The organism is Streptomyces sp. NPDC031379 (assembly GCF_055569615.1).
In genome coordinates this window covers 170,213-184,928 of record NZ_JBVIIT010000001.1, presented here as the reverse complement: position 1 = coordinate 184,928, position 14,716 = coordinate 170,213, and the positions used below count along the sequence as shown (strand labels likewise).

General features: G+C 74.6%; 14 protein-coding genes. 9 read left to right on the top strand and 5 right to left on the bottom strand.

Features of this window, described 5'->3' with window-relative positions; translation table 11 throughout:
- Nucleotides 1-406 precede the first annotated feature (406 nt).
- The 3 genes from ACZ5CW_RS00925 to ACZ5CW_RS00915 all read left to right on the top strand — a co-directional run bounded on the left by ACZ5CW_RS00925 (nucleotide 407) and on the right by ACZ5CW_RS00915 (nucleotide 3,885).
- The gene (locus ACZ5CW_RS00925; RefSeq protein ID WP_468597156.1) at nucleotides 407-1,810 is read left to right on the top strand and encodes a sporulation protein; all 1,404 of its coding nucleotides are present in this window, start codon (nucleotides 407-409) and stop codon (nucleotides 1,808-1,810) included.
- 58 nt (nucleotides 1,811-1,868) lie between these two features.
- Complete coding sequence (locus ACZ5CW_RS00920) at nucleotides 1,869-2,903, top strand: sporulation protein (protein ID WP_468597154.1); 1,035 nt, start codon at nucleotides 1,869-1,871, stop codon at nucleotides 2,901-2,903.
- 79 nt (nucleotides 2,904-2,982) lie between these two features.
- Nucleotides 2,983-3,885 (top strand): alpha/beta fold hydrolase, encoded by a 903-nt coding sequence (locus tag ACZ5CW_RS00915; protein WP_468597152.1) that lies wholly within the window; start codon nucleotides 2,983-2,985, stop codon nucleotides 3,883-3,885.
- A 34-nt stretch (nucleotides 3,886-3,919) separates the two neighbouring features.
- Here ACZ5CW_RS00915 and ACZ5CW_RS00910 read toward each other — a convergent pair whose 3' ends face one another.
- Nucleotides 3,920-4,846, bottom strand: a complete 927-nt coding sequence (locus ACZ5CW_RS00910; RefSeq protein WP_468597150.1) for a DUF3027 domain-containing protein — start codon at nucleotides 4,844-4,846, stop codon at nucleotides 3,920-3,922.
- Nucleotides 4,847-5,147: 301 nt separating this feature from the next.
- Here ACZ5CW_RS00910 and ACZ5CW_RS00905 point away from each other — a divergent pair, with 301 nt between their 5' ends.
- The 4 genes from ACZ5CW_RS00905 to ACZ5CW_RS00890 all read left to right on the top strand — a co-directional run bounded on the left by ACZ5CW_RS00905 (nucleotide 5,148) and on the right by ACZ5CW_RS00890 (nucleotide 8,691).
- Nucleotides 5,148-6,548, top strand: coding sequence for an MFS transporter (locus tag ACZ5CW_RS00905; protein ID WP_468597149.1), 1,401 nt, complete (start codon nucleotides 5,148-5,150; stop codon nucleotides 6,546-6,548).
- A 106-nt stretch (nucleotides 6,549-6,654) separates the two neighbouring features.
- A complete protein-coding gene (locus tag ACZ5CW_RS00900) occupies nucleotides 6,655-7,125 on the top strand; it encodes a DUF2771 domain-containing protein (RefSeq protein ID WP_468597147.1) in 471 nt (156 codons plus the stop codon).
- A gap of 11 nt (nucleotides 7,126-7,136) precedes the next feature.
- Nucleotides 7,137-7,847, top strand: coding sequence for a futalosine hydrolase (locus ACZ5CW_RS00895; RefSeq protein ID WP_468597146.1), 711 nt, complete (start codon nucleotides 7,137-7,139; stop codon nucleotides 7,845-7,847).
- On the top strand, nucleotides 7,834-8,691 hold the full coding sequence (locus tag ACZ5CW_RS00890; protein ID WP_468597145.1) for a 1,4-dihydroxy-6-naphthoate synthase: 858 nt from the start codon (nucleotides 7,834-7,836) through the stop codon (nucleotides 8,689-8,691). Before ACZ5CW_RS00895 ends, ACZ5CW_RS00890 begins: the two co-directional genes overlap by 14 nt.
- A 34-nt stretch (nucleotides 8,692-8,725) precedes the next feature.
- Here ACZ5CW_RS00890 and ACZ5CW_RS00885 read toward each other — a convergent pair whose 3' ends face one another.
- A complete protein-coding gene (locus ACZ5CW_RS00885) occupies nucleotides 8,726-9,109 on the bottom strand; it encodes a cold-shock protein (protein ID WP_397985359.1) in 384 nt (127 codons plus the stop codon).
- A gap of 174 nt (nucleotides 9,110-9,283) precedes the next feature.
- Between ACZ5CW_RS00885 and ACZ5CW_RS00880 the strand changes: the two genes are divergently transcribed.
- Nucleotides 9,284-9,535: a hypothetical protein gene (locus ACZ5CW_RS00880; protein WP_468597143.1), complete on the top strand. Its 252-nt coding sequence runs from the start codon at nucleotides 9,284-9,286 to the stop codon at nucleotides 9,533-9,535.
- Here ACZ5CW_RS00880 and ACZ5CW_RS00875 read toward each other — a convergent pair.
- Complete coding sequence (locus tag ACZ5CW_RS00875) at nucleotides 9,511-10,140, bottom strand: HAD family hydrolase (RefSeq protein WP_468597142.1); 630 nt, start codon at nucleotides 10,138-10,140, stop codon at nucleotides 9,511-9,513. The genes ACZ5CW_RS00880 and ACZ5CW_RS00875 overlap by 25 nt on opposite strands.
- A 150-nt stretch (nucleotides 10,141-10,290) precedes the next feature.
- Nucleotides 10,291-11,355, bottom strand: coding sequence for a hypothetical protein (locus ACZ5CW_RS00870; RefSeq protein WP_468597141.1), 1,065 nt, complete (start codon nucleotides 11,353-11,355; stop codon nucleotides 10,291-10,293).
- Between the two features lie 135 nt (nucleotides 11,356-11,490).
- On the opposite strand from ACZ5CW_RS00870, the gene ACZ5CW_RS00865 reads away from it, so the two are divergent.
- Nucleotides 11,491-14,052, top strand: coding sequence for a helicase-associated domain-containing protein (locus ACZ5CW_RS00865; RefSeq protein ID WP_468597139.1), 2,562 nt, complete (start codon nucleotides 11,491-11,493; stop codon nucleotides 14,050-14,052).
- Nucleotides 14,053-14,059: 7 nt separating this feature from the next.
- Here the strand turns inward: ACZ5CW_RS00865 and ACZ5CW_RS00860 are convergent, their stop codons facing one another.
- Nucleotides 14,060-14,599 carry a hypothetical protein gene (locus tag ACZ5CW_RS00860; RefSeq protein WP_468597138.1) on the bottom strand — a complete coding sequence of 180 codons (540 nt, stop codon included), beginning with the start codon at nucleotides 14,597-14,599 and terminating at the stop codon, nucleotides 14,060-14,062.
- Between the last annotated feature and the right edge of the window lie 117 nt (nucleotides 14,600-14,716).

Below are 14,716 nucleotides of genomic sequence, written 5' to 3'. Positions count from 1 at the left end.
CGGCAGGAGGACGGGCAGCGCGGTGAGCAGGGCCAGGGCGTTGAGCAGCGGCGCCGGCAGCAGGGGCGAGGGCAGTTCGCCCGCCAGGGGGACGTAGGCGCACAGCACCGCGGCGGCCCACCGGGCCGCGCACACCGCCCGGCGCCGCATGCGATCGGAATTCCACTTTCCGTTGTTCCGCGCTCGCTGGAGCGTTCCATTCCGCTCGTTCATCCGCCCTTCCCTCCATTTTCTCGACCGGGTATTTCCTGCCACCCTTCGCGGGCTTTTCATCAGGAGATCAGATCCCGGCGGACCGCCGGCAGGGCTCATGGGGGGGCTCATGGATCGCGACCTACGCTCACGTCAACTCGTCGCCGCTATGCTGGAGTTCTAGCGTAGTCGGCCCTCGGAGGAGGTGGCGTGCGTGACTGACGTGACAGCGGAGAAGAATTCGCGGCCGCAGCGGAACGTCAGGCTGGAGAGCCTGATCATAGAATCCGGCCTGAGTCACAAGAGAGTCGCCCACCGCCTCAATCAGATATGCCAGTCGCACGGAATCACCAGCGAATACACCCACACGTCCGTGGCCAACTGGTGCCGGCGCGGTGTGCGGCCGCGCTGGCCCGTGTCGCGGCACCTGTGCGAGGTTCTGTCCGAAGGGCTGGGCAGGCCGGTCGGGCTGGAAGAGATCGGCATGGACCGGCCCGGCCATCTGGACCAGGACTCCGGCCTGGACTTCCCGAGGGGCCAGCGCGACGCGATCACCGAAGCCTCGTCGTATTGGAGCACCTTGAACCGGCGGACCTTCCTCGCCAGCTCGCCCTTCGTCGTCTCGGCCTTCTCGGAACCCGTGACCCGGTGGCTGGTCAACCCGACCGAGCCGCTGTCACCCCCTGCCGGCCGCATCGTCGTGGGCCCCTCGCACATCCAGGAACTACGGGCGGCCGCCGACTCCGCCCGGCTGTGGGACTCCCGCTTCGGCGGGGCGGCCTGGAAGTCCCAGTCGCTCTCCGCCTACCTGTACGAACGGGTCACCCCGCTGCTCGGGGGACGGTACTCCGAGCGCGACGGGCACGAACTGTTCTCGGTGACCGCCGAGATGGCGCGGCTCGCCGGCTGGACCGCCTTCGACGCCGGCCAGCACCAGGTCGCCCAGCGACACTTCATCCAGGCGCTGCGGCTGGCCAAGGCGGGCAGCGACATCCACCTCGGCTCCTACGTGCTGAGCACCATGGCCATGCAGGCGCTGATGCGCGGCTTCACCTCCCAGGCCATCGACATGGCCCAGGGCGCCTACGAGCGCGTTCCCGCCGCCGATCCGCGCGTGCTGGGGTTCGCCAAACTCATCGAGGCGCGCGCCCACGCCCGGCAGAAGGACGCGCGGGCGGCGGCCTCGTGCCTGGCCTTGGCCGAACACCTCCAGGAGCGGGGCGCGGCCGAGGGGACCGGGGAGCGCACCTGGATCGAGTTCTTCTCCCGCCAGCGGATCGTCACCGACGCCACGGAGATCTTCCGCGACCTGGGCCAGCCCCGGGCCACCTTCGCCTGGCACGCCCTGGGCTCGATGCCGGGAGACGCCTACGCGCGCTCGCGCGGCATCCGCCTGTCCGTCCTGGCGACCGCCCACGCGCAGGCCGGGGAACTGGAGCACTCGCTGCGGCTGGGCGGGGAGTCGCTGCGGCTGTTCACCCGGCTGCAGAGCGTCCGCGGCATCGACTACCTGAAGATCTACACCGAGTCGCTCGCCCCCTGGCGCCGCGAACAGGCCGTGGTGGCGTACCTGAACGACGTACGGAACCTGGCCGGAGACCTGGCCAGGGCCGCCTGAGCCGCACCGCGGCGCACCCCGCACCGGCGAGCACGGCCCCACGATCGGAGGTCGCCCCATGGACCGTCGAGTCATCCTCTCCGCGGCGGGCGGCGGCCTGCTCGCCGCCGCCCTGCCTCCGGCCGTCCCGGCCGGCGCCGCGGGCCCCGGGCACCCCGGGGCCGGCCCCTGGGGCCGCCGTCGGGTCGGCCGGGAGGAGGTGGCGGCCCTGCACCGGGCCGTCGCGGCCGTCCGGCACGGCGACTCCCGCCACGGCGGCGGCAGCGCGCAGGCGCAGGCCGCGGCCCATCTGCTCGACCAGTGGGCGCTGCCGCTGTTCGGCCGGCCGCTCACCGCGAGCCGCGAACGCGAGCTGTGCGTGATCAGCGCCGAACTCGCCCGGCTGGCGGGGTGGGCCGCGCTCGACACCGGACGGCACGCGGCCGCCCGCCGCCACCTCGACCGCGCCCTGTACTGGGCCCGTGCGGCGGGTGATCCCGACACGTCGGCGTACGTGCTGACCACCATGGCGCTGCACGCCACCCTGTACGGCCGTCCCGCCACGGCCCTCGCCCTGGCCCACGGCGCGCTCGCCGGGGCCGAGCACCACGCGAGCACCCGGGTCCTCGCGTTCGCCCGGCTCATCGAGGCCCGCGCCCACGCCCGCGCCAGCGACGCGCGGGCCGCCGGGGCCTCGCTCGCGGCCGCCGAGCACCTGCTGGAGGTGGCCCGCCCCGGCGACGCGCCGGAGTGGATCGACTTCTTCACCCACGCCCGCCTCGCTGCCGACGCCGCCGAGATCCACCGCGACCTCGGCAACCCCCGGGCCTGCTTCGCCTGGCACGACCAGGCGTCCACGATGGCCCCGAACGCGTTCACCCGATCGGTGGGCATGCGGCTCACGGTGGTCGCCACCGCCCATCTGAAGGCCGGGGACCTGGAACAGAGCCTGGTCCTCGGTCACCGCTCGGTGGACATCCTCAAGCAGGTCGACTCCCGCCGCGCCCGAGGCTACGTCCACCGGCTGGTCACCGGCCTCGTCCCGCACCAGGACCTGCGCCCGGTGGAGGCCTTCCTCACCCGGGTACGGCGGGAACTCGGCCCGGCGGTATGACCGAACCGGGGGCGGAGCAGGGGCAGTTGCGCGTCCGGCGGGAGACAAGGGCGCCCCGCCGCTCCCGTAACCTCGCCCCATGAGCCGACCGCCGAGCCTCTGCCTCCCCCCGCGGACGCGCGTGCGCCGCCTGGAGACCGACCGCGGCCCCTTCACCGTCCTGGACTGCGCCCCGCCGAAGGAGGCGGAGCACGCGGGCACCGTGCTGCTGGTGCCCGGTTTCCTCGGCAGCAAGGAGGACTTCCTGCCGTTGCTGCGGCACCTGGGCGCCGCCGGGTACCGGGCGGTCGCCGTGGACGGGCGCGGTCAGCACGAGACGCCGGGCCCCGCCGACGAGGACGCCTACGCCCAGCACGAACTGGCCGCCGACGTCCTGGCTCAGACGGCCGCGCTCGCGGCGGCGCCGCTGCACCTCGTGGGCCACTCCATGGGCGGGCTCATCGCGCGCGCGGCCGTCCTCTCCGCCGCGTCTCCCCGCCCCTGGGCCTCCCTCACCCTGATGGGCTCGGGCCCGGCCGCCATCCGGCCGGAGCAGCGCGAACGGGTCCGGCTGCTCGTCGACTGGCTGCCGCTGCTCGGCAAGGAAGCCCTGTGGGAGGAGATGCGGAAGGAGGACTCCGCGGCCGGCGAACTTCCGGCCGAGGTGCTCGAGTTCCTTCGCCGCCGCTGGCTGAACACCGTGCCCGAGCAGCTGACGGCGACCGGCCGCCGGCTCGTCACGGAGCCGGACCGGGTGGCGGAGCTGGCCGCCGTGCCCCTGCCCAAGCTGGTCCTGTCGGGCAGCGACGACTACGCCTGGCCCGTCCCCTGGCAGGACGAGATGGCCGTACGCCTCGCCGCCGACCGGGTGGTCGTCGACGGCGCCGGCCACTCACCGAACGTGGACCGCCCGGCGGAGACGGCCCGTGCCCTCGTCGCGTTCTGGCGGTCGGCCGGCACGCGCGGCCGGACGGCGGGAATCCCCGCCGGCCGGCGCGGCTGACGTCCTCCGCGCGGCCGTCCGGGACCGCCCCGGCCTACGAGTGACCGAGTTCGGCCGTCTCCTCGTCGCCCGCCTCCGGGACCGAGCCCGAGTCGCGCGCCGGGCGGAGGGGGAAGGGGTCGACCCGCGTCTCGTCGATGACCGGCTGGGCCGGCTGGGGCGGCTTCGGCATGACCGCCGCCTCCGAGTGGCCGCCGCAGCCGTAGGCGAGCGAGACCACACGGCCGTCGGCCGGGGAGAACTCGTTCGCGCAGACGCCGAAGGCCTGGCCGAGGGAGCCGCCGATCGGGGTGAGGAAGCCGCAGCTCATGCAGGTGGCCGGGGCCGCCTGCGCCATCGGGGTCTTGGCGCCGAACCCCTCCTCCCAGCGGTCGGCGGCGACGTGCAGGCCGTAGCGGGACAGGACCCGGGCGCGGCGCATGCCGAGTTCCTCGGCGACGGCGGCGATCGAGCCCCGGGTAGGCGTCGTCTGCTGGACGGCCGGGGCGCCCGGAGCGACGTCGGCGTCCTCCGCCTCCGCCAGCTCCGCCATCTCCTCGGACACCGCGGCGTTGGGCGTCGGCTGGTCCTCGCCGGTGTAGCCCGGCTCCAGGCGCAGGTCGTCCTGGTCGGTGGGGAGCAGATCGCCGGGCCCGAGGTCGCCGGGGCGCAGGCGCTCGCTCCAGGGGACCCACTCGGGGGCGAGGAGGGCGTCGGGGCCCGGGAGGAGGACCACCTCGTCGAGGGTGACGATCTTGGCGCGGGAGGCGCGGGCCACCGTCACCGCCCAGCGCCAGCCCCGGTAGCCCAGCTCCTTGCACTCGAAGAAGTGCGTGACGACGCGGTCGCCCTCCGAGACCAGGCCGGCGTGCTCGCCGACCACGCCGGGCGCGGCGGCCTCCTCGGCGGCGCCGCGGGCGAGGTCGACGGCCTCGGCGCACAGGCGGTCGGGGGTGCGGCTTCGCGTGGTCGCTGCGCTCACAGGTATCGCTTCTCTCCTACGCCGTCTCATCGAGTGCGGCTGCCTCCGGCGGGTTGGCCGACGGAGCGGACCGGGGGACCGCATCGACGTCTGCATCCGCGCGCTCGGGCGCACCTCTGCCATCCATTCTGCGTTATGGCTGAGATACGCACGCTACACCGAACAGGATTCGTTGCCGCTACGTGGCAGGTTTTCCCGCCCTCCCACCCGTCCCGCGCGGCCGGAAGACGCGGGTTCCGCGCGGCACGGATCACCGCCATACGTGCCGGATCCGCACTATCCGGCCGCTTCTCGGGGCACTATGAACCACGTGGCGACCGCGGACAGGCGTCGGGTTCGGGGTGGCGGTGCGAGCCGGGTCGGTGGTGCCGTCCGTTCCGTCGCGCGTGCCCTGCACTTTCCGGTCACCGGTGCCGCGCGGGGCATCCGCAAGGCCACGCACGCCCATGGCGCGGGCGAATCGGGGCTGGGCAAGCTGATCGAGCTGCACGCGGTGAACGGCGCGGGGGACGTGATGGTCACCGTGGCGCTCGCGTCCACGGTGTTCTTCTCCGTGCCGACCGACGAGGCGCGGGGGCGGGTCGCCCTCTACCTCGCCATCACCATGGCACCCTTCACCGTCCTGGCCCCCGTGATCGGCCCCCTCCTCGACCGGCTGCCGCACGGGCGGCGCGCCGCGATGGCCGGGTCGATGCTGGCCCGGGCGCTGCTCGCGCTGATCGTCTCCGGGGCCGTGGCGAGCGGGAGCCTGGAGCTGTATCCGGCCGCGCTGGGCGTGCTCGTGGCGTCCAAGGCGTACGGAGTGGTGCGCAGTGCCGTCGTACCGCGGCTGCTGCCGCCCCGGTTCTCGCTCGTGAAGGCCAACTCCCGGGTCACGCTGGCCGGCCTCCTGGCCACCGGTGCCGCCGCGCCGGTCGCGGCGGGGCTGCACGCCGTCGGTGATCCCTGGCCGCTCTACGGCGCCTTCGTGATCTTCGTGGCGGGAACGTTCCTGTCGTTCTCCCTGCCGCCGGAGGTGGACTCGGCCAAGGGCGAGGACACGGCGCTGCTGGCGGCCGACGAGCGGCATCTGCACGGGCCGCACCGCAGGCAGGTCAAGCGGCCGGGGCTGCGGACCGTGGGGCCCGCCGTCACGCACGCGCTCGGCGCCAACGCCGCCCTGCGCTGTTTGTCCGGCTTCCTGATCTTCTTCCTCGCGTTCCTGCTGCGCGAGCATCCGCTGACCGGGGAGAGCGCGGCGGTCTCGCTGGGGATAGTGGGTGTCGCGGCCGGTGCGGGCAACGCGCTGGGGACGGCCATGGGGGCGTGGCTGAGATCACGCGCTCCGGAGATCATCATCGTGACCGTCGTCGCCGTGGCGCTCGGGACGGCGGTCGTGGCCGCCGTGTTCTTCAGCGCGTTCGTGGTGGCCTGTCTCGCCGCGGTCGCCGGGTTCGCGCAGGCGCTGGCCAAGCTGTCGCTGGACGCGCTGATCCAGCGGGACGTGCCGGAGCTGGTGCGCACCTCGGCGTTCGCGCGCTCGGAGACGCTGCTGCAGATGGCCTGGGTGTTCGGCGGCGCGGTCGGCATCGTGATGCCGCTGAACGGCACCGTCGGCCTGCTGGTCGCCGCTCTGTTCGTGGCCGTCGGCTGGCTGACCACCGTGAAGGGGCTCCTCGCCTCGGCCCGGCACGGCAACCGGTCCCGGGCACGGGTGGCCTAACGAACCGGCCACGGTCTCCTGCGTCACCGGCACACCTGGCGTAACGAACCGGGCACGCCGCACCCCACATGGGCGGACGGCTCCGGCCGCCCGATAGCCTTCGGCCATGACCACGCTGCAATCCGTTGTGCGACGCCGCGCCGTCGCCGCCGCCGGCGCCGTTTCCGCCGGACTGCTCGTCCTGTCGGCCTGCGACAAGCCGACCCCCGTCGCGACGATCACCGTCGGCCGAGACTCGGTCAACGCCGAGGCGATCTGCTACAACGACGGCAAGAAGCTGGACGTCAAGGCGCTGGAGAAGTGCCAGGGGAAGGCCGACGAAGCAAAGTCGATCAAGGTCGACCAGGACCAGACGGTCCGCTTCGGTGTCGACCCGAAGATCGCGGACAGCGGCTGGATCATCCTGGTGAACGGCCGCCAGTTCACCGACGCCAGCAAGAAGACCTACCGCACCATCCCCGGTAGCGCGTTCTTCAACGCCCAGTACGGCACCCAGGGCACCAGCAACACCGTCTCCATCCAGATGGGTGAGAAGGGCGCCAAGGGTTTCTGGTCGTTCAAGCTGAAGAAGGCCTGATCACGCCCCCCGTGCAGGTCCTCGTGGCCACCGCGGTCCCCGCCGAACGGGACGCGGTGGCACGGGCGTTCCCCGGGGCGGCCGAGGACGTGCGTCTGCCGGGCGCCCTGCTCCGCCGTACGGCCGCGGGCTGCGATCTGCTCGCCGCCGGGGTCGGCCCGGCCCTCGCCGCCGCCTCCACCGCCACCGCCCTCACCGCCGCCGCGCTGGCCGGCTCGCCGTACGGCTTGGTCGTCTCGGCCGGGATCGGCGGCGGCTTCGCGCCCGGGGCGCCGGTCGGCTCGCTCGTCGTCGCCGACGCGCTCACCGTGGCCGACCTGGGCGCCGAGACCGCCGACGGCTTCCTCCCGGTCACCGAGCTGGGTTTCGGGACCGTCACCCACCGGCCACCGGAATCACTCGTACGAGTCGTGTCCGAGGCCACCGGCGCCCGTACCGGCACCGTCCTGACCGTCTCCACCGTCACCGGCACCGCCGCCCGCGCCGCCGAGCTGCGTGCCCGGCACCCCCGCGCGCTCGCGGAGGGCATGGAGGGGTTCGGGGTGGCGGAGGCGGCCGCCGCGCACGGGGTGCCCGTGCTGGAGGTCCGCGCGATCTCCAACCCGGTCGGCCCGCGCGACCGCGCCGCCTGGCGCATCGGCGACGCCCTCACCGCCCTCACCGAGGCCTTCGGGAAGCTCGCCCCCGCATTGGAGAGTTGGAACCCGCATGACGACCAGTGAGCAGCACGCCCTGCAGATCGCGTACTCGCCCTGCCCGAACGACACCTTCGTCTTCGACGCCCTCGCCCACGGCCGCGTCCCCGGCGCCCCCGCGCTGGACGTGACCTTCGCCGACATCGACATCACCAACGGCATGGCCGAGCGCGGCGAGTTCGACGTACTGAAGGTGTCGTACGCCGTCCTGCCGTACGTCCTCGACGAGTACGCGCTGCTGCCGTGCGGCGGTGCGCTGGGCCGGGGCTGCGGGCCGCTGGTGCTCACCCGGGAGCCCGGCGCCGAGCTGACGGGGCGTACGGTCGCGGTACCGAGCGAGAGGTCGACCGCCTACCTGCTGTTCCGTCTCTGGGCCGCGGACGTGCTGCCGGGCGGGGTCGGCGAGATCGTCGTGATGCCGTTCGACGAGATCATGCCGGCCGTGCGGGACGGCAAGGTGGACGCCGGACTGGTCATCCACGAGGCCCGGTTCACCTACCGGAACTACGGGCTGCACAAGCTCGCCGACATGGGCGAGCACTGGGAGCGGACCACCGGGCTGCCGATCCCGCTGGGCGCGATCATCGCCAAGCGGTCGCTGGGCGCCGCCGCCCTGGACCGGCTCGCCGAGTCCGTCCGGGCCTCCGTACGGGCCGCCTGGGACGACCCCGAGGCCTCCCGGCCCTACGTCATGGAGCACGCGCAGGAGATGGATCCGGCCGTCGCCGACCAGCACATCGGGCTGTACGTCAACGAGTTCACCGCCGGCCTCGGCGAGGAGGGCTACGCGGCCGTCCGCGGGCTGCTCACGCGTGCGGCGGCCGAGGGTCTCCTGCCTCCCCTCGGCCCGACGGCGCTCGCTTTCCCGTAGGACGGCCGGAACGCGTTCGCTCTCCCGTGGGGTCTCAGACGTCCAGCTGGTCGGCGACCGCGCGGAGCAGGCCGGCGATCTTCTTGCCGGAGGCCTTTTCCGGGTAGCGGCCCTTCTCGAGCATCGGCGTGATGTTCTCGAGCACGGTCGTCAGGTCCTGCACGATCGAGGCCAGTTCGTCCGGCTTCTTGCGCTGGGCGGCGGCGACCGACGGCGTCGGGTCGAGCACGGTCACCGAGAGCGCCTGGTCGCCGCGCTGACCGGCGACGACGCCGAACTCCACACGCTGTCCCGGCTTGAGCACATCGACTCCGGCGGGGAGAACCGAGGAATGGACGAAGACGTCACCGCCGTCGTCGCGGGAGAGAAAGCCGAAGCCCTTCTCGCTGTTGAACCACTTGACCTTGCCGGTAGGCACGTCTGTCCTCGTCCTCGTACTCGTCGGGAAAACTGCTCGGAAACGGCTCTTGATAGCACTGAAGCGGGTCGACCATGACCCGCCGATACCAAGCGCTACCAAGGCTAACGGTCTTCAGGCGGGTGACAAGACGTCCCCCGGTTGTTCTCTCGCGCAGGGAACTACCCTGGTCCGGTGCGTGACAAAACCCAAACGAATTCCGCCGCGCCGGGTGACCGGCTGATCCGCGCCGGTGCCGTCGTCTTCTTCATCGGGGCCGCGGCCACCCTCGTCACGGTGGCCCCGCTGTTCTTCGGCGCGAAGCCTTTTCCGACCTACATGTTCGGGCTGAGCATGCTCATGGCCGTCGGTTTCCTGATCGCCGGCGCGGGTGTGCTGCGCTCGGTCACCGCCGGACGGCGTCAGGCACGGGGCGCCTCCCGGTAACCGGCCAGCCACCCCGGGAAGGCGGCGAGGTCGTCCAGGACGACGTCCGCCCCGGCCGCCCGCAGCTCGTCGGCGGGGCAGGGCCCGGTCGCCACGGCAACCGACAGCGCGCCCGCCGTCCGGGCCCCGCGCACGTCACCGGTGTGATCGCCGACGTACACACCGGCGCCGTGCGCGCGCAGCGCCTGCGCCTTGCGCTCGGCCCACAGGTCGCCCACGACCACGTCCGGTTCGATGCCCAGGTGGGCGAGGTGCAGCTTGGCGTTCGGCTCGTACTTCGCCGTCACCACCATCGTCCGTCCGCCGGCCGTCCGCACCGCGTCCATCGCCTCCCGGGCCCCGGCCATCGCGGGGCTCGCGGCGACGGCGATCGACGGGTACATCTCCCGGTACAGGTCGGCCATCGCCGGGACCTGCTCGGCCGGGAACCAGTTGACCAGCTCGTCGGCGAGCGGCGGCCCGAGCCGGGTCACCGCCAGATCGGCGTCGATGTACGTCCCCGTCCGCTCCGACAGCGCCAGGTAGCAGGCACGGATCCCCGGCCGGGAGTCTATGAGGGTCATGTCGAGGTCGAAGCCGACGGTGAGGGAAGCCATGGGGGTCATTGTGCCGGGTGGCGCCGGCGGGCGGGGCGGATGATCGCCGGAGTGGGTGCGGGCCGCTTGCCGGGTGCGGGTCCGTCGTGGTCACCCGCGCGGTTCCCCGCGCCCCCGCGGCGCGCGCTCGCGGCGGGACGGACGACCGCCCCGACGGCGTCATCTGCTCCGCTGTGAGCGCCAGACCAGGTACAGGGCCGAGGCGACCGCCGCGCCCCGGACGACCCACGGCCAGGTCTCGTCGACGGCGTCCGCCATGTGGCCCTGGACGATCGGCTCGCCCCAGCGGCCGTCGTTCCTGCCCCACAGCCATGCCAGTCCGGCCGCGACCGCGGTGCCGGGCAGGACCATCACGGCCCACTTGATCTCCGCGGGCGTCAGCCGCCGCGAGCCGTAGGCGATCAGCCAGCCCAGGAGCATCGCGAACAGGTTGCCGAGCACCGCACCGGCGACCAGCGCGGCGGCGGCCAGGAGCAGCAGGGGATTGGACCAGCCGGCCGCGGGGCCGGGGAGGAGACGGCGTGTGGGGGCCTCGGCCGCGGCGGGTGCGCCGGTCCGGCGGGTGAACAGGCGGCGGCGCGGGGCCGGCGCGGCCTCGGCCGGGTCCGCTTCCGGCGCGGTGTCCCGGGCCGCGGCCTCCTCCGTCTCCTGCGGCGGCCGCTTGAGCAGCTCCGGGATCTCCACGCCGCCGACGAACCCCGGCACCGGGTCGGTCTCCCCGAAGGGGCCGGCCGCGGGGCCGCCGAAGGGGGCGCCGCCCACGCGCCACCAGTCGGGCGGTGCGGCGCCGTCCCCCAGTTCGTGCGCGGCGGCGAGGTGCGGCGGGGACGGCGCGGCGCGCGGGGCGGGGGGCTCGGGTTCGGCCGGGCGCGGGCGGGGCACGGCCCGGCGCAGCCCCTTCGGCCGTTCCTCCGCCGCCGGCTCCGGCTTCCCCTTGCCCGGCACGGGCTGTACGGGCACGGCGGCGGGCGACTGCGCGCCGCGGGCGGTGCCCGCGGCGCCGCCCGCGGCCTCGACGATCTCGTCCGGGCTGCCCAGGAGGTCCAGGATGCGGCGGACGGCGGCGGGAGAGTCCACGGTCGCCTTGGCCCGGCGCCGGTCGATCTCGTTGCGCAACTCCGACACGAGCCGCATCCGCGTGGCCGACGGCAGCTGCCGCTGCTGAGCGACGTCTCCCACGCGGCTCAGATACTCGTAGACGACCTGGTCGCTCTCGATCCCCACGGAACCCCTCCGGGGTGACGGCGATGAACCCCGGTGAGGACGGTACCGCTTCCTTCCGGTCGACCGGGGCCGGTGCCGCCGTCCGCTCACGCGACGCGCTCGGCTGGAACGTGCTCACCCGCTACCGTTGGCCGGATGAGCAACGAGGAGAAGTCGGCGGCAGCCCCCCGGTCCCTCGCGGAGGCGCTCCGGGCCCGGGACGACGCCTCGCTGGGCGCGCTGTTGCGCAGCCGCCCGGACCTCGTCACCCCTGTCCCGACCGACCTCACCCAGCTGGCCACCCGGGCCGGCACCCGGGCCTCGGTGCTGCGTGCCCTGGAGCGGCTGGACCGGTTCGCGCTGCAGACGGCGGAGGCGCTGGCCGTGGCCCCGGACCCGGCGCCGTACGGGACGCTGCTCGGGCTGATGGCCGGGGACGCCGGGGACGAGGCCGTCGCCGCCACGCTGCCGCGGGCCGTCCACACCCTGCGCGAACAGGCGCTGGTGTGGGGCGACGACGACCGGCTCCGGCTCGTGCGCACCGCCCGGGAACTGCTCGCGCCGTCGCCGCAGCATCCGTCCCCGACCGGTCTCGGGCCGACGGTGCAGGAGGCCACCTCGGGCATGTCGCCCGGCCGGATCCAGGAGATCGTGACGACGGCCGGGCTGCCCTCGTCCCATGACTCGGTGTCCGCCGTGGCCGCGCTCACCGCGCTGTTCACCGACCGGAAGAAGATGGCCCGGCTGCTCGCCGGGGCCCCGGAGGCCGCGCGCGAGGTGCTGTCCCGGCTGCTGTGGGGGCCACCGTACGGGCAGGTCACCCCGGATCCGGCCGCGCATCTGCGCTGGCTGCTGGACCGCGGCCTGCTGCTGCCGACCGCGCCCGGCACGGTCGTCCTGCCCCGCGAGGTCGCCCTGCATCTGCGCGCGGGCCGCGCCCACCAGGGGCCCGAGCCGCTGCCGCCCGCCGTGGACCAGGCCGCGGCCCACGGTCCACAGGTGGTGGACGCGACGGCGGCCGGGCAGGCGTACACCGCCCTCGCCACCGTCGAGGAGCTGCTGAAGGACTGGGACGAGGGCGGTCCGGCCGTGCTGCGGGCCGGGGGGCTCAGCGTGCGCGATCTGAAGCGGACCGCCGTCGCCCTCGACGTGTCGGAGCCGGTCGCCGCGTTCTGGGTCGAGCTGGCCTACGCGGCCGGCCTGCTCGCCTCCGACGGCGAGGCCGACGAGCGGTACGCGGCCACCCCCGCCTACGACGAGTGGCTGGAGCGGCCCCCCGCCGAGCGCTGGGCCCGGCTCGCGGAAGCCTGGCTCCTGGGCACCCGCACGCCGGGACTGGTCGGCGGCCGGGACGCGAAGGACCGTACGCTCTCCGCGCTCGGCCCGGGTCTCGACCGCTCGGCCGCGCCCGAGGTACGGCACCGGGTGCTGACCCTGCTGGCCGGGCTGCCGCAGGGCACGGCCCCGGACACCGAGTCGCTGCTGGCCCGGCTGCGCTGGGAACGGCCGCTGCGCGGTCCGCAACGCGACGAGGACCTGCGGATCCGGCTGGCCCGCTGGACGCTCGCGGAGGCGGAACTGCTGGGCGTCACCGGGCGCGGCGCCCTGTCCGCGCAGGCCCGCGCGCTCCTGGGCGCACCGTCGGCCCCCGCGGCCGGCGCACCGGCCGCCACCGCGGCGGCCGGCTCAGCGGAGTCCCCCGGCCCCGGCGACAAGCTTCCGGTGCACCATCACCGCCCGCCCGTGTCCCACGCACCCCTCTCCCCCGCCGAGCAGGCCGTGGCCACGACCGCCGCGGCCCGGATGCTCGCCCCGCTGCTCCCCGAGCCCCTGGACCACGTCCTGCTCCAGGCCGACCTGACGGCCGTGGCCCCGGGTCCGCTGCGGCGCCCGCTCGCGGAGACGCTGGGCGTGCTCGCGGAGGTGGAGTCCAAGGGCGGGGCGACCGTCTACCGCTTCACCCCGGCTTCGGTGCGCCGCGCCCTGGACGCCGGCCGGACCGCCGGCGACCTGCACGCCTTCCTCGCCCAGCACTCCCGCACCCCGGTCCCGCAGCCGCTCGCCTACCTGATCGACGACGTGGCCCGCAAACACGGCCATCTGCGGGTGGGCGCGGCCTCGGCGTACGTGCGCTGCGACGACGACACCCTGCTGAACGAGATCCTCGCCGACAGGCGGGCCGCCGCCCTGGGGCTGCGCCGCCTCGCCCCGACCGTCCTGGCCACCCAGTCCGACCCGGCGACGCTGCTGGAGGGCCTGCGCGCGATGGGCTACGCCCCGGCCGCCGAGTCCGCCGAGGGCGATGTCCTGATCACCCGGGCCCACGCCCACCGCACCCCGCCGCGCACCGCCCCCGAGCCGGTGCCGGACGGCCCGCCGCCGCCCGACGCCACGCTCCTGGCGGCGGCGATCCGCGCGATCCGGGCCGGCGATCTGGCCGCCACCACCCCGCGCAAGACCGGCGGCTCGTCCCTGGCGGGCGGCGAACTGCCCCGCACCTCCTCCGCCGAGACGCTGGCCACCGTGCAGGCCGCCGTCCTCACCGGGGAGTCCCTGTGGATCGGCTACGTCAACGCCGAGGGCAGCGCCAGCCAGCGCGTCATCGCGCCCATCCGTGTGGAGGGCGGCTTCGTGACGGCGTACGACCACACGGCGGACGAGGTCCGGACGTATCCCCTGCACCGGATCACGGGGGTGGCCGAGCTGGCGGACGACTGAGGTCGCCTCAGCAGTCCCCGACCGGCGCGTGCGCGGGCAGGCCGAAGTGGGCGCGCGCGGCGCGCTCCAGGCTGTCGGAGGACATCGGTTCGTCGAGGGAGGTGCGTTCGAACCCGCCGAAGTGCGCCCGGGTCCACCGGGTGTGGCCCTCGCCGTCGGGTGCCTGCTCCCGCGACACCACCCGGTATCGGCCGTCCGCGTCCCGCGCCAGCCGCACCACCTGCGGGGCCTGCCCGCCGCTGCACTCCACCAGGCCTCCGTCGCGCATCCCGTACTCGACGCACAGCGTTCTGACTCCCGCCCGCACGTCGTCCCCGTGCTGCTCCAGGTCGAGCGCCTCCGCCCGGCAGAACCAGCGCGCGTCGAGCGCGGGCACGGCCTCGCCGTACCCGGACCCTCGTGAATCCGCCGCGAGCCGGGCCTCGATCACCGGCCGCACCTCGCCCCACAGCGGCGTGTCGACGTGCCCCCGCCCCATCGCCCAGGCTCCGGTGGCGATCAGCACCACCACGGCGCCGACGCCGGTTGCCCCTCTGCGTACCGACATCCGTGCACTCCTCCCCGCGCCGCCCACACCGCGCCTCCCGCCGGTCAAGACACACGAGCGGGGGAAGGGGTTGCGCGACCGGTTCTCCGCCCACTCGGGCGACGTGGACGTCAAGGG

Bases quoted from the DNA above. Each gene is read 5' to 3' on its own strand.
- ACZ5CW_RS00920 (WP_468597154.1), top strand. From the start codon at position 1,869: ATGGACCGTCGAGTCATCCTCTCCGCGGCGGGCGGCGGCCTGCTCGCC.
- ACZ5CW_RS00915 (WP_468597152.1), top strand. From the start codon at position 2,983: ATGAGCCGACCGCCGAGCCTCTGCCTCCCCCCGCGGACGCGCGTGCGC.
- ACZ5CW_RS00905 (WP_468597149.1), top strand. From the start codon at position 5,148: ATGAACCACGTGGCGACCGCGGACAGGCGTCGGGTTCGGGGTGGCGGT.
- ACZ5CW_RS00900 (WP_468597147.1), top strand. From the start codon at position 6,655: ATGACCACGCTGCAATCCGTTGTGCGACGCCGCGCCGTCGCCGCCGCC.
- ACZ5CW_RS00890 (WP_468597145.1), top strand. From the start codon at position 7,834: ATGACGACCAGTGAGCAGCACGCCCTGCAGATCGCGTACTCGCCCTGC.
- ACZ5CW_RS00875 (WP_468597142.1), bottom strand. From the start codon at position 10,140: ATGACCCCCATGGCTTCCCTCACCGTCGGCTTCGACCTCGACATGACC.
- ACZ5CW_RS00865 (WP_468597139.1), top strand. From the start codon at position 11,491: ATGAGCAACGAGGAGAAGTCGGCGGCAGCCCCCCGGTCCCTCGCGGAG.
- ACZ5CW_RS00860 (WP_468597138.1), bottom strand. From the start codon at position 14,599: ATGTCGGTACGCAGAGGGGCAACCGGCGTCGGCGCCGTGGTGGTGCTG.